11 protein-coding genes are annotated in these 14,558 nt (G+C 57.6%); 5 read left to right on the top strand and 6 right to left on the bottom strand.

The genetic code is table 11. The features are described from left to right. Positions 1-91: 91 nt before the first annotated feature. From argF to JAO32_RS06425, 5 genes are read right to left on the bottom strand one after another with little or no spacing between them, the layout of a single operon-like run. On the bottom strand, positions 92-1,192 hold the full coding sequence (gene argF / locus JAO32_RS06445; RefSeq protein WP_334238667.1) for an ornithine carbamoyltransferase: 1,101 nt from the start codon (positions 1,190-1,192) through the stop codon (positions 92-94). Further along, positions 1,185-2,489: an aspartate aminotransferase family protein gene (locus JAO32_RS06440; protein ID WP_334238665.1), complete on the bottom strand. Its 1,305-nt coding sequence runs from the start codon at positions 2,487-2,489 to the stop codon at positions 1,185-1,187. Before JAO32_RS06440 ends, argF begins: the two co-directional genes overlap by 8 nt. Then, a complete protein-coding gene (argB, locus tag JAO32_RS06435; protein ID WP_334238663.1) occupies positions 2,486-3,268 on the bottom strand; it encodes an acetylglutamate kinase in 783 nt (260 codons plus the stop codon). Before argB ends, JAO32_RS06440 begins: the two co-directional genes overlap by 4 nt. Then, positions 3,265-4,374, bottom strand: a complete 1,110-nt coding sequence (argC, locus tag JAO32_RS06430) for an N-acetyl-gamma-glutamyl-phosphate reductase (RefSeq protein WP_334238661.1) — start codon at positions 4,372-4,374, stop codon at positions 3,265-3,267. Before argC ends, argB begins: the two co-directional genes overlap by 4 nt. Beyond that, the gene (locus tag JAO32_RS06425) at positions 4,371-4,808 is read right to left on the bottom strand and encodes an arginine repressor (RefSeq protein WP_334238659.1); all 438 of its coding nucleotides are present in this window, start codon (positions 4,806-4,808) and stop codon (positions 4,371-4,373) included. Before JAO32_RS06425 ends, argC begins: the two co-directional genes overlap by 4 nt. 275 nt (positions 4,809-5,083) lie before the next feature. On the opposite strand from JAO32_RS06425, the gene JAO32_RS06420 reads away from it, so the two are divergent. From JAO32_RS06420 to JAO32_RS06410, 3 genes are all read left to right on the top strand, one after another. Then, a complete protein-coding gene (locus JAO32_RS06420; RefSeq protein ID WP_334238658.1) occupies positions 5,084-9,613 on the top strand; it encodes a glutamate synthase-related protein in 4,530 nt (1,509 codons plus the stop codon). A gap of 201 nt (positions 9,614-9,814) precedes the next feature. Next, the gene (locus JAO32_RS06415) at positions 9,815-11,575 is read left to right on the top strand and encodes an AMP-dependent synthetase/ligase (protein ID WP_334238656.1); all 1,761 of its coding nucleotides are present in this window, start codon (positions 9,815-9,817) and stop codon (positions 11,573-11,575) included. A 137-nt stretch (positions 11,576-11,712) separates the two neighbouring features. Then, entirely contained in the window at positions 11,713-11,967 is a 255-nt protein-coding gene (locus tag JAO32_RS06410; RefSeq protein WP_334238653.1) for a helix-turn-helix domain-containing protein, read from the top strand. Position 11,968: 1 nt separating this feature from the next. On the opposite strand, the gene JAO32_RS06405 is transcribed toward JAO32_RS06410, so the two are convergent. After that, entirely contained in the window at positions 11,969-12,841 is an 873-nt protein-coding gene (locus JAO32_RS06405; RefSeq protein ID WP_334238650.1) for a metallophosphoesterase, read from the bottom strand. A gap of 61 nt (positions 12,842-12,902) precedes the next feature. Between JAO32_RS06405 and JAO32_RS06400 the strand changes: the two genes are divergently transcribed. After that, entirely contained in the window at positions 12,903-14,018 is a 1,116-nt protein-coding gene (locus tag JAO32_RS06400) for a M24 family metallopeptidase (RefSeq protein WP_334238648.1), read from the top strand. A 42-nt stretch (positions 14,019-14,060) separates the two neighbouring features. Beyond that, positions 14,061-14,555, top strand: coding sequence for an acetyl-CoA carboxylase biotin carboxyl carrier protein (gene accB / locus JAO32_RS06395; protein ID WP_334238646.1), 495 nt, complete (start codon positions 14,061-14,063; stop codon positions 14,553-14,555). Positions 14,556-14,558 lie beyond the last annotated feature (3 nt).

Genomic DNA, 14,558 nt, shown 5'->3' with positions numbered 1-14,558 from the left:
CAACGCTTTGTGCAACGTGCCGGGCCTGAATCTTTCCGGGAACTTTAGTGTAAGTCAGCGGCTGCAAATGTGTTGCAGCCGCTGACAGGTTTTATGCGAGGGTGCGGCGGCGCTTGCCGTTTACACCGCGGTCGCGGGGAATGCGCTTCGCTCCGCCCAGCAGCATCAGCAGCAGCGATTTCTGCGCGTGCATACGGTTTTCTGCCTGGTCAAAGACCACCGACTGCTCACTGTCGATGACCGCATCCGTCACTTCCTGACCACGATGTGCGGGAAGACAGTGCATGAAGATTGTGTGATCGGTAGCGTGTGCCATCAGCGCTTCATTCACTTGGTAAGGCTTGAAGATGGGCGTGCGCTTGGTGGTTTCGTTTTCCTGGCCCATGGAGATGCAGACGTCGGTGTAAATCGCGTCGGCACCCTCTACGGCCTTGATGGGATCATGTGTCAGCGTGATGGTTGCGCCAGTATCTTCGGCAATGGCCATCGTCTTGTGAATGATCTCCAACTTCGGTTCGTAGCCTTTGGGAGTTGCGATGGTCATGTGCGCGCCCAGAAGAGCGCCGCAGAGCATCAACGAATTGCATACATTGTTGCCGTCACCAACATAGGTGAACTTCACGCCTTCTGCTGTGCCAAAGCGCTCCTCAATCGTCATGAAGTCGGTAATGGCCTGGCAGGGATGTTCGTAATCGCTGAGTGCATTGATGACGGGGACCTTGCTGACTTCTGCGATCTCGGTGACCGTTTCATGCGCGTAGGTACGCAACACAATTACGTTCATCCAGCGCTCAATGTTGTGCGCGACATCCGAGAGGGACTCACGCTCACCCAGTGGTGACTGCGTCTGATCGTAGAAAATTGCGTTGCCGCCAAGCGTGTTGATGGCTGCTTCAAACGTAAGGCGTGTACGAAGCGATGCCTTCTCAAAGATCAGCACCATCTGCTTGCCATCCAGCGCGTGCTTGAAGTCTTCCGGATGCGCCTTGACTGCATGTGCCAGTTCCATAATGGCGGCAAGTTCCTGCACGGAGAGGTCGCTCATGGAGCAGAGATCGCGTCCGCGCAGGCTCTTTGCTGCTTCCGTGAAACCTGCGTCGGATTGAATTCCGAGCGCAACCTTGGGCTTCGGCATATCGATTACATCGGAAGCGCCTGAAGTGCTTCCCATAACAACAGTTTTGCTACCCATGGACCTGTTCCTCGGCGAGTGCGGCTTGTGCCGTCTCAGCATCTGCAATGAGGCTGCTCAAGGCAGCAATCGTTTCGTCAACATCTGCCTTCGTAATCAGATAGGGAGGAAGGAAGCGCAGGACTGTCTCGCTGGTGCGGTTGATCAGGATGTGTCGTTCAAACAACATCTTGTCTGCGACCTCTTTTGCGATTTCAGCCGACTTCATCTCAACACCGATCATGAATCCAGCACCGCGCACTTCCACCACGCTGTCGTGTTCCGCAGCCAGCGTGCGAAGCTGCGCGATGAAATAATCACCCACTTCGGTTACATGCGTGAGAAGACGCGACTGCTGAATCTCGTCAATCACGGCAATCGCAACAGCGCATGCCAGCGGTCCGCCACCAAAGGTGGTGCCGTGCATGCCCGGCGTAATCGCGCGTGCTGCTTCTTCCGTGCATAGCATCGCGCCCATCGGCAGACCACCTGCAATGGGCTTGGCCAGCGTGGTGACATCGGGTTGAATGCCGTAGTGCTGGTACATCGTCCACTTGCCGGTACGTCCCATGCCGCTCTGAATTTCGTCGCAGAGCAGCAGAGCACCGCTGTTGTCACACAGCTCGCGTGCAGCCGCGAGGAACTCCTTCGAAACGGGGTGAATGCCACCCTCGCCCTGGAGGCATTCCAACGCAATAGCGCATACGTTCTCATCAAATGCCGCGCGCAGTGCGTCCACGTCGTTGAATGGAACGAAGATCACGTCCGGCATCACCGGGTTAAACGGCTCGCGATACTTCTGCTTGTGCGTCGTTGCAACGGAACCCATGGTGCGGCCGTGGAAGCTGTGTTCCATAGCGATGAAGCGCGTGCCGATGGTCTTTCCTTCTGCGCGCAAAACACCTGCGTGCGCACGCGCCAGCTTCAGCGCGGCTTCCCATGCTTCCGTGCCGCTGTTGCAGAAGAAGACGCGGTCCATGCCGGTGATCTCTGTCAGCTTGACTGCAAGCGTGGCTGTGCCTTGGTGATAGAAGAGATTTGACGTATGCAGCAGCGTTGCAGTCTGCTCGTGTATGGCCTTGGTGATCGCGGGATGGCCGTAGCCAAGCGCAGAAACACCGATGCCACTCAGTAAATCCAGATATCGGTTCCCAGCATCATCGAACAGGTGCACGCCTTCGCCGCGCGTGAGGAGAATAGGGTGGCGGTCATAGGTCTGAAGCAGGAGCTTCTTCTCCGCGGCCTGGGTAGCAACAAGGTTCATGTCTGCTGCGCCTCCGTTGATGATTGAGTTGTCGTGCTCGGTGAAATTGTTCATGCGACCATGACCTCCGTTCCGTCATTCACACGCGAACTGATCAGATCCGGCAATACCTTTGCCGCTTCTGCAGGTAGGATGCGAACGCGCTTCACGCCAGCCAGAAGGGCATCGCGACACGCATTCAGTTTTGGCAGCATTCCGCCGGAAATGACGGCTTGTTTCTCAAGCTGCGGAATCTCTTTGAGCGAAAGCCAGCGCATTACCTGGCCGTCCGCGCCCTTCACTCCCGGGACATCCGTAAGGAAGATCAGCGCGTCGGCTTTCGTCGCAGCAGCCGCTGCGCTCGCCATTTCATCGGCGTTGATGTTGTAGTACTCGCCATCGAAACCAAGCGCGATAGAGCTAATGACGGGCACTGCGCCCATCTTCCAGATAGCTTCCAGCCAACGCGGATCAGTCGCCGCGATCTCGCCAACAAAGCCAAGGTCTGGTGTGGTCTTCTTCTTGCGTGCGCGGAACACATGTCCGTCGCCACCGCAGATGCCAACCGCAGCCTGTCCCTGCTGTCCCAGCGACGCTACCAGCGACTTATTGACGCGGCCCGCCAGCACCATCAGCGCAGCGTCGCGCGTCTCCGCGTCGGTCACACGCAGACCGCTGATAAATTCACTCTTCTTGCCCAGCGCCTGCAGCGTCTTCGTTAATTGAACGCCACCACCGTGCACAATTGCCACCTGATGCCCGTCCGCAACCAGCTCCGCGATGGCCTTGCCAATCGCATGCAGCAGTTCCGGCTTCTCCAGAGCGGCACCCCCAAGCTTTACGACATACTTCACAGGAGTCCCTCCGATTCCTTCCAACCACACATCACATTCAAGTTCTGTACAGCCTGTCCGGACGCACCTTTAAGCAGATTGTCCAGGCAGGAAACAACAACGAGCCGCTTACCATCCGGCGCAAGCTCAAATCCGATATCGCAATAATTCGTTCGCGCCACATGCTGAATCTGCGGCAGATCACCTGCGCGATGCACTCGCACCATCGGGCTGCCTGCATAGAAGTTGCGAAGTACAGGTTCCACTTCGGCAGCGGATTTCTTCTCGTTCAGCCTTAGATAGATGGTCGAAAGAATGCCGCGTGGAATCGGCAGCAGATGCGGCGTGAACTGAATCTGATCGCTGCTCAATCCAAGCTGCTCCAGCAATTCACCCGTGTGCCGATGTCCGAAAACTGCATACGCCGAAAGATTGTCTGCGGCATACATGAAGTGCGTCTTTGCCGTTGGTGCTTTGCCCGCGCCGCTGACACCACTCTTCGAATCGCACACAATCCCATGGTCCAGATCGACAATTCCGGCGCGAACAAATGGAGCAACAGCGAGGATGATGCTGGTGGAATAGCAACCGGGGTTGGCTACAAGGCGTGCCTCCCGAATCTCGTTCCGATGCAGCTCCGGGGAACCGTAGACAGCTTCTTCCTGCAGCTTTGCAGCAAGCACGGGATCTGCATCATGCAGCTTGTACACTGCCGCATTCGCTGCGTTGTGCAAACGCCATGCGCCAGAAAGATCAATGACGCGGATACCAGCTTCAAGCGCGGCCGGAACCCACTCTCGCGACTGCTCATGCGGCGTCGCAAGAAACAAAATTTCAGTGCCGCTGTCACGCAGCGTCTCCCATGTGAAGGGAACTACCGCGGGCGCACCGATCCCGTTCTGCGCAATGTGCGGATGCAGATCGTAAACAGTGGGGCCGTCAGCCTCAGAACCCATGCGACCCAGGAAAATCGGCTGCGTCTCGCGCAGGCGCGGATGGTTTAGCAGCAAACGTGCAAGTTCGCCACCAGCATAACCAGTAACACCTGCAACAGCGGTGCGAACGGTAGGACGTGGGAGCTTCGCCAGTGTAGCCAGCGGCTCCGTTTCATACAGTGCTGTGCTCATCCGATCAACTCTTCCATGCGCGTTTTCAGCGCGGCAGCGCCTTTTGTATCGGCGCATATGACAAGGACCGTATCGTCGCCGGCAATCGTACCCAGCATTTCCGGCCAATCTTCGTAATCCAGTGCTGCGGCCACGGGCTGCGCTCCACTGGTGCGTGTGATCAGAACAAGAAGATTTTGAGCCTGTTTTACTTCCAGCCCAAAGTTGAACAGCGTTTCCTTGATGCCGGGGTCGTCATCTTCTTCATCCAGATCGCCAGGAAGCGCATATCCATTCGGTCCCTTGTAGACGCGAAGCTCGTGGAAATCGCGCGACAGAGTCGCCTGCGTCACGGTGAACCCGCGCTTCTGCAGCTTCTTGCGGAGCTCGTCCTGACTGACGATTGCGGTCGTCACCAGAAGCTCGCGAATTGCTGATTGGCGCTGCTGTTTCATGAAGATGCCTCACACCCGAAGAAGATAGCTGCCGTTGACCTGTGGTGGGGGCGGTAGCGAGAGAAATTCAGAGCCGTCTCCCGGCTATGCATTGGATGCATGGCGTAAATTCGCCGATGCATAAGTATGCATAAACATGTATAAATATACAGAGCCCTACCAGTCAAGACTTCCCGTTGTGCATTTCTGCCGCTTCCGCGGGAAATGGTTAGGCACCCTTACAGAAAGACTGCGTTTCCGCTATCCGGCGGTGTTTTTGCGCAGTAGAATGAGCTATGGCCACCCAGATTTTGCCGACCCGTTCTGAGGTCACGAGTGCCTGTCGTCCTGTGCGCTCGCTTGTCGACCCTCGCTTTGACCACGACTCCTGTGGTGTTGGATTTGTTGCGGATTCCGGAAATAAACCGTCGCATAAGGTGCTCGCAGACGCACTGACGGCACTTGCCCGCCTGGCTCACCGTGGCGCTGTTGCTGCGGATGGCAAGAGCTCCGATGGCGTGGGCATTATGACGACGGTTCCGCGTGCGCTTTTGTTGGCTGCTACCGGCGTTGTGCTTGCCGAAGAGAAGCCGCTGGGCGTTGGTGTGGTTTTCGTCAATGAGAAGGGTGCCAATACTTGTGCTGTGCTGGAAGCATGCCTGCTGGAGCAGGGCCTCACGGTACTTGCATGGCGCGATGTTCCGGTAAAGCCGGAAGTGTTGGGCGAGATTGCACTGGGAACGATGCCGGAGATTCGTCAAGTGTTGGTGACGGCGGATGTTGAGGATCTGGAACGCAGCCTGTATCTGGCGCGCAAGAGTTTTGAACGGAAGTTTGAGGCGGGCGAAACATCCGGTTACGTCGCTTCGCTTTCCACAAACAAGATTGTTTACAAGTCCATGTGCAGCGGCCGTTTGCTGCCGGAGTTCTTTCCGGACCTGCAGGATGCCGCGTATGTAACGCCGTATGCTCTGTTTCACCAGCGTTATGCAACGAACACCACGCCTGCATGGCATCGCGCACAGCCGGGTCGGATGCTTGCGCACAATGGCGAAATCAATACCGTCTGGGGCAACCGTGCTCGCATGGAAGCGCGTTATTCCACGCTGCCTGCAGAGTGCCAGCCCATCCTGACGAAGGACGGCACAGATTCCACATCGCTGGATGAAACCGTGGAACTGTTGACGCGCAATGGCTACACCATTGCCGAAGCAATCCGTGTACTGCTACCGCCTGCGGTGACCAATCGTGAATCGGCCTTTCTGAAGTACCACCGCGACACCATGGAACCGTGGGACGGCCCTGCGGCGCTTGGATTTGCCGACGGCCGCTATGTAGGCGCTGCGCTGGACCGCAATGGTCTGCGTCCCAGCCGCTATGCCATTACGACGGATGGCCTCGTTGTTGCAGGCTCCGAAGCCGGTCTGGTGGATATCGATCCGGAAACGGTGCTTCACAGCGGACGTCTTGGTCCTGGTCAGATGCTGGTCGTCGATCTTGAGGCGAAGAAGATTTACGAGAACGACCAGTTGCTGGACCTGTTCGATGAAGACGGTTCCTACGCAGCACTGATCGACGATCTGACGATTTCGGCAGAGTGGGTTGACCTGCCTCCGACGGATTTTGATGCCATTGCCCGCGCGCAGAAGAAGTTCGGTTACACGAAAGAAGATGTGCGCATGATCCTGGCGCCGATGGCGACGGATGGCAAGGATGCAGTCTGGTCCATGGGCGACGACACGCCGCTGGCCCCGCTGGCGCGCACGCCGCGTCCCATCTACGCCTACTTCCGTCAGCGCTTTGCGCAGGTGACGAATCCGGCAATCGATCCTCTGCGTGAGGCCATCGTTGTCTCGCTGCACACACGCCTGGGACCGTGGTCGCACATGCTGGACAAGCACGCCACGCTGCCCGGCATGTCGCTCGTGTCGCCGTTCCTTTCGGTGGGCAAGCTGCATGCGCTGCGTCAGGGCAAGTATCCGCACAATGACACTCTCCGTCTGCGCGAGTTGAGATGCGTCTTCAACAAAGATTTCTCGCTGCAGGTCGGCATTGAAGCGCTGTGTACCAACGCTGTGGAGTTGGTTGGCGCCGGTGTTGAGATCCTGTTGCTGAGCGATCGTTACGCAGATGCGAACAATCTGCCCATCCCGATGGCTATCGCTGTCAGCGTGGTGCATCACGCACTGGTGAAGGCTGGACTGCGCACTGCCGCTGGTATTGCGGTCGAAGCAGGCGATGTGCGCGATGTCCATCATGCTGCTGTGCTCATCGGATATGGCGCAGGTGCAGTGTGCCCGTGGCTTGCGCTGGAGACAGCACGTGCAACGGCAGGTGCAGACGGCGATCCGAAGATTCCGGAAGTAAAGATGTTGAAGGCCTTCGATGCCGGTCTGGCAAAGATCATGTCGAAGATGGGCGTGAGCGTGGTTGACAGCTACCGCGGAGCGTATCCGTTCGACATTCTTGGCCTGGGCAACGAGGTTGTAGACCGCTGCTTCCCGAACACTCCTGCACCCATTGGCGGCATCGGATTTGCTCAGATTGAACACAGCATTCGTCAGAACTGGGGAGCACCTGTATCGGATGAGCTTCAGGCGAAGGTTGACCTGCCAGATTATGGCTGGGTGAAGTTCCGCAAGGCAGATCTTGCGGAGCCGCACGCATGGGCGCCGTCGCATGTGAAGGCTCTGCAATCCGTCGTGGGGTCGGCTCGCAACGTGGCTCTTCCGGAAGACCCGGCGAAGGCTTTCCAGATCTACTCGTCTGCAGTGGACTCCAGCAATGAACCCACGGTGCTGCGTGAGCTTCTGGAGATCTCTCCGGCGGGTGCGGAACTGCCGTTGGATAAGGTGGAGCAGCCTTCCTCGATGTACAAGCGCTTCATCGCTTCCGCGATGTCACTTGGTTCGCTGAGCCCCGAGGCGCACACCACCATCACCATTGCGATGAACACGCTCGGCGGTAAGAGCAACACGGGTGAAGGCGGCGAAGACTCTGACGTCTACCGTACGCATCCGGGCAATCGCCGTGTGCCGCAGCCGGGTGAGGCTTCTGCATTCGTGAACAAGCCTGCGCAGGGTGGCGTTGCGGTTGCTGAGCCGATGGTTGAAGCTCCCGCGATCCATTCGCTGCTGAACAACCGCATCAAGCAGGTAGCCAGCGGACGTTTCGGCGTCACCGCGGAATACCTTGCTCACGCGGAAGAGATTGAAATCAAGGTGGCGCAAGGAGCCAAGCCAGGTGAAGGCGGTCAGCTTCCCGGTCATAAGGTATCCGGTCTCATCGCGCGTCTGCGTCATGCGCAGCCGGGGGTGCCGTTGATCTCGCCGCCGCCGCATCACGACATCTACTCCATTGAAGATCTGGCAGAACTGATCCACGATCTGAAGCGCGTGAACAAGCGGGCGGCAGTGGGTGTGAAGCTGGTTTCAAGCTGTGGTGTAGGTACAGTTGCAGCGGGTGTCGCGAAGGCATATGCCGATTACGTAGTCATCGCCGGAAACGTCGGTGGCACAGGCGCTGCGGCATTGTCGTCCATCAAGTACGCGGGCAATCCGTGGGAGCTTGGTCTGGCTGAAGCACAACAAACGCTGATGGCAAACGGCATGCGTGGACGAGTTCGTCTGCGTACAGACGGCGGCTTGTCTACGGCACGCGATGTTCTGATTGCGGCTTTGCTCGGTGCGGACGAATACGCCTTCGGTACAGCGGTTCTCGTGGTGCTGGGTTGCGATATGGCGCGTCAGTGCCACCTGAACACCTGCCCCACGGGCATTGCTACACAGAAGCCGGAGCTTCGCGCGCGTTTCCGTGGCAAGCCGGAGCATGTGGTGCGTTTCTTCCAGCAGCTTGCAGGCGATCTGCAGCAGTTGCTGGCGCGCTACGGCCTCGCATCCATTGAGGACGCGATTGGACGTGTCGACCTGCTGCAGCAGGTACGTGCTGACGGCGGTCTGGATCTGTCGCCGATGCTGGCACAGGTGGGCGAAGGTCCGCGCAAGTGGGCTGGCATCCGCAACGATCGTCCCGAGAGCCGTCCGGCTCTGGATGAGCCTTGGGTGGAACCAGCGCTGGCAGCAGTTGTGGAAGGCAAGCCGTACGAGGTCACAGATAGGATTGCCAACCGCGACCGCGCTGTGGGCGCTCGTATTGCCGGTGAGATTTCCGTTCTGCGTGCAAAGGCGGAATCGCCGATGCCGGTGCCGGAGATCAACATCAACCTAGTCGGCACTGCGGGCCAGAGCTTTGGCGCATTCGCCGTAGAAGGCATGCACCTGAAGCTGACCGGCGAAGCCAACGACTTCGTCGGTAAGGGCCTCAGCGGTGGCGAGATCGTCATCCGCGCGCGGGGTATGGCGGTTGGCAGCGGCGGTCATCACGTGGTCCTGGGTAACGTCGCTCTCTACGGTGCAACTGCAGGCAAGCTGTTTGCTGCGGGCTATGCAGGCGAGCGTTTCGCGGTGCGTAACTCCGGCGCAACGGCAGTCGTTGCAGGCGTGGGTGATCACGGCTGCGAGTACATGACGGGTGGTACGGTCGTCGTTCTCGGCGAAATCGGTATGAACTTCGGCGCAGGTATGACCGGCGGCATCGCGTGGATTTACGACGTGGATGACACCGTTCTCTCGCAGACGCGTTACCACGCAGAATTCCTGCAGGCGGTTCCGTTTGCAGAGGTCGATGCGGAAGCGCAGGCGCAGCTGAAAGTGCTACTGGAAGAGCATGCCGAGAAGGCAGGCAGCACGCGCGCAGCGCGTATGCTGGCAGACTGGCCGGCTTACTCTGCAAGGTTCCTCCGCATGGTGCCATTGCCGCAGGCCTGAGTCACTTGATAAACAAACGAAATGGATCCGGGTTAGCCGGATCCATTTTTTCTTCAAGAACACTTTCATGAGGTGAAGAGAGATCATCGTATCCACGCGCGACAGGCGTGGATACGATGATTTGTCGTCCAACCCTACAGAAGGTTTTCTGCTTCCATGTAGGATGACCGTTGGGCTGCTACATGCCCTGTTGGGAGATGCATGGACCTGCGTACGCTGAACGACGTTTTCCTGAAGGCCACATCGCGCGGCCGTGAGCGCGCCATCCTTACACCCGTTGGTGAACAGTGGGAGGCTATCTCCTGCGACGCCCTGTATTGGCGCACGAGGCGCCTGGCTGCATGGATGCAGTCACAGGGCATTGCAAAGGGCGATCGCGTTGGCCTCATCGCGGAAAATCGCTGGGAATGGGCTGTAACAGATTTTGCATCGCTCGCCATTGGCGCCATCGACGTTCCCATGTTCCCCACGCTAACGCCAGATCAAACGCGAGCACAGCTTGCCGATAGCGGCGCGAAGATTGTCTTCGTCTCCACGCAGGACGCTGCCAAGAAAGTTGTTGGCACAGGATTCGCGGGGACGGTCGTGGTAATGGATGGTGGAGAAATCGGCATCCCCTTTGGCGACCTTGTTGCCGGCGAAGAATCATCGGATCGCGATGCTGCATTTGATCAAGCTGTAGCATCCGTGCAGCCGGAAGACATCGCCACCATCATTTACACGTCAGGGACCACAGGCGATGCGAAGGGTGTCGTGCTGTCGCACGGCAACATCGCCTCAAATCTGTCGATGACCACGGAGCTATTCCGCTTCGGCGCGGATGACCTGATGGTGTCGTTCCTTCCGTTGTCGCACGTAACGGCGCGGCATATTGATTACTTGTTCTATGCGGAGAATGTCACGCTCGCTTATGTCAGCCGTCCAGAGCGAGTGCTGCCTGCAATGGCTGCGGTGAAGCCAACGATTTTCGTCGCAGTACCGCGCGTCTACGAACGCGTGCGTCAATCGGCTGAGGGCAAAGCGCTAAAGGCTGGTGGCCTGAAAGCGAAGATCTTCCAGTGGGCCATCAAAACTGGTGCAAAGCATCGTGATGAAGTGGCGCAGATGCAGGGCGAACCCTCTTCGCTGGCATGGAAGATTGCGAGCAAGCTGGTGTACAGCAAGCTGCGCGAGGCCTTCGGTGGACGCGTGAAAGTGTTTGTCGCTGGTGGTGCTCCGCTCGGCATTGACCTGGCGCAGTGGTTCGCTTCGGCAGGCATCCCTATTCTCGAAGGCTACGGGCTTACGGAGACCTCTCCGGTTATCGCCGTCAATCTGCCAGGACGCAATAAGCTTGGCACGATCGGACCGAAGCTGAACAACATTGATGTGCGCTTCGCAGAGGACGGCGAGTTGGAAGTTCGCGGTCCCAGTATCTTCCAGGGCTATTGGCAGAAGCCAGAGCAGACGGCAGATGTGATGGATGGTGAGTGGTTCAAGACTGGCGATATCGGCAAGATCGACTCCGAAGGCTTCCTTTCCATCACGGATCGTAAGAAGGAGTTGATCAAAACTGTTGGCGGCAAATTCATTGCGCCTCAGCCCATTGAGAACAAGTTGAAGGTATCGTCCTTGATCGGGTTTGTTGCGTTGCAGGGCGATAAGCGAAAGTACGTTGCCGCGATTGTCTCGCCGAATTTTCCCGCACTCGAAGAGTGGGCGAAGGAGCAGGGAATCACTGCTACCGATCGCAAGACATTGATTCACGATGAAAAAGTGATTGAGCGTTATCAGAAAGAGTTTGATCGCGTGAATCAGGAAGCGTCGCCTTGGGAGAAAGTGAAACGCTTCCGACTGGTTTCTGATGAATGGACGGTAGACGGCGGCGAAGTGACGCCCAGTTTGAAGTTGAAGCGCCGTGTTGTGGCTGCCAACTATGCAAAAGAGATCGAGTCCATGTATAGCGGTGCGGACCTCGATTAGAGCTGTAGTCGGTGTCGGGGACTCGGTAACCGACACAGCTAAAAGAATTTGCTTGTACCTAAGCAGGGAAAGGGGTACAAGTATGGGGCCGGGAAGCTGTGACTTCCCGCGAATCCTAAATTCCCCTGGAAGAAACCATGCCGAACGCCGCAGAAACAGCCATTCGCGAAGTCATGGATATCCGTCAGGCTGCTGGGTATCTGGGAATCAGCAGCGACACGCTGTACCGCTACGCGTCAGAGGGATTTGTGCCCGCATTCAAACTGGGAAACCGCTGGCGGTTTAAGAAGACCTTGCTGGATACATGGATGGATCGCCAGTCGGGCGTCGTTGCGCCAGAACCGGTGATGGTAAAGCCGGAAAGCAAGAAGCCAGCGCGTTCCGCAAAATAGGTCAGGCAGGTTGCAGCGTAAGCAGCGTCAATTCCGGTGGGCAATTAAATCGAAATGGCAGGTGCATGCAACCAAGCCCACGGTTGACGTAGACCTGCATCGCCGAAGAACCCACCTGATGTAAATCTTCTACGTATTTCTCACCCATGGCAGGTAGAAGAAGTGCTGGCAGGAAGGGAAGTCGAACTTGCCCACCGTGCGTGTGCCCCGCCAGCATTAAGTCAACGACATAGTTCTGTGAGGCAACCGTATCGGCGAAGTCCGGTTCATGTCCCAGCAGAATGATCGGTTCGTTCAGCTTTCTTTGTGGAATGGCAAGCGAGAGGTTTGGAATATCAAAATAAGCATCCGCAACGCCTGAAATCCATATCTTTTCACCGCGCTTTTCCAATGCGGTGAACTGGTTTATCAAGACTTGGAGGCCATTTCGACGTAATGCGTCGGCCACTTGCTCCTTAATGAGGACATCATGATTACCGAGAGAGCAAAAACGAATCGGGCACGTAAGCGTCCCCAGTATCTCCGCGCATGCATAAGCATTGGGAATAACTATATTGGGCTGGTCTCCTCTGGTCGTAACGAAATCGCCTGTGAGTGCCACCATGTCGGGCGCAAGCGAATTCACACGCTCGACGGCATGACGGACAAAGAATGATTCGTCATAGTCATGAAAGTGGAAGTCGCTGAGTTGTGCAATGCGGAAGCCGTGAAAGGGAGCAGGCAGATTGCGGATATAAACCGTGCGTTCCACGGTCATCAGCATGTGTCTTTCAATCTCGCCGGAGTAAACGGCTAGACCGCCCACAGTAAGCGTGGCTCCCGCGAGAAAGCGCCGTCGCGTAAGGTTTCCAGTTGCGCTCTTCCGCGAGGACATACGCAATGATACCGGCTCTGCCATACGACAGGGAAACGCTCGGCATCGTATCCTAAAGAAGATGATGCATCGCGGACGTATCCGCCAGCTTGCGCAGGAGTTGCGACGCCGCTCCCTACCATCGCTGCTGGTAACGCACCTTCCTGATGTCCGTTATCTGACGGGCTTCACAGGATCGAATGCTGCACTGGTGGTTGTGGCAGAGCCGCGCATGTCTGCGCGCTTGTTTACCGACGGCCGCTATACCGTGCAGGCTAAACGCGAAGTGCAGGGCGCGACCGTTCGTATCGCCCCCAAATCCGCACTTGCGGAAGCATGCGGTTGGGCTGGACAGCATGCGGCTCAGTGCGGCTTCGATCGCACGCAGACCACGGTGGCTTCTCTGGCTGCGATGAAGAAAGCCGTAGGGAAGAGAGGCTTCTTCGTTCCCGCAGATGGGCTGGTTGCAGCATTGCGAGTGGTTAAAGATGCCGCCGAAATGGATTGCATGCGTCAAGCAGCTTCGTTGACGTGTTCGCTTTACGAAGGCCTGCTCGGTTGGATCGAGCCGGAAATGCGGGAGCGCGAGGTTGCCGCCGAGCTGGAATATCGCGCGCGGTTGGCCGGTGCAGAGGCGATGAGCTTTGAGACGATTGTGGCTGCGGGCGAGCGTAGCAGCCAGCCGCACGCGAGGGCCACAGAAGCAAGAATTGCTCCCGGTGATCTGGTCACGCTGGACTTTGGCATTGTGCTGAATGGCTACTGCTCGGACATGACCCGCACCTTCGCGATTGGATATGGTGAAAAGCCGGTTCCATCACGCTGGAAGCAACGTTGGACAGAGCAGCGAGAAATCTTCGAAGCGGTTCTCGCGGCGCAGCAGGCGGCTGTGAATGCTGTCCGTGCGGGTGTTGCTTGCGGTGAGGTGGATCGTGCGGCGCGGTCGGTTTTGGAGGGGGCGGGGTATGGGAAATACTTCACCCACTCCACCGGACACGGCGTCGGACTGGAGATTCATGAGGTTCCTCGGGTAGGGAAAGATAGTAAAGACGTTCTGAAGGCCGGAACCGTGATTACAATCGAACCCGGGGTGTATCTGCCCAGACGCTTCGGCGTGCGCATCGAAGATTCTGTGCTGGTCACGGAAGATGGCGCCGAGGTTCTGACCCCGGTGCATAAAGGCTGGATGGAACTGTAGCGCGGCAATGAATGCCGAGAGCGCAAGGCAGGCATAAGGAAGATGATGGAACAGAACGATTTGCAGGAACTTCGCGAGCTTGTGTCCTTCTTGAAGGACAATGGCATCGCCGAATTTGATCTTCACCGCGGCGAGCAGCATGTCCGCATCAAGTTTTCGCAGCCCGCTGCTCCGATCGCATTTGATCCGGCGCAGTTTGCGCACTTTGCGGCGGCTCCGCATGTGGCCCCGGCACCGGTCGCGACTGCACCGCTGGCTGCTCCTGCGCCGACAGCACCTGCTGCCCCTGCAGAGGTGCTGCACGAGGTAAAGTCGCCTATCGTGGGCACGTTCTATGAGAGCTCGGCTCCGGGTTCTGCGCCATTCGTGAAGGTGGGTGACACCATCTCTGTCGGCCAGGTGGTTTGCATCGTGGAAGCCATGAAGCTGATGAACGAGATCGAGAGCGACATCGCTGGCGAAGTGGTGAAGATCCTCACTGAGAACGGTAAGCCCGTGGAATACGGTCAGCCGCTGTTCGCGGTACGGCCGCGGTAAGGA

It is taken from the genome of Terriglobus sp. ADX1 (assembly GCF_036877645.1).
In the GTDB taxonomy this organism is placed as follows: Bacteria; Acidobacteriota; Terriglobia; order Terriglobales; family Acidobacteriaceae; genus Terriglobus.
The sequence above is the reverse complement of the archived record's forward strand: the minus strand, read 5'-3'. Positions and strand labels throughout refer to the sequence as shown.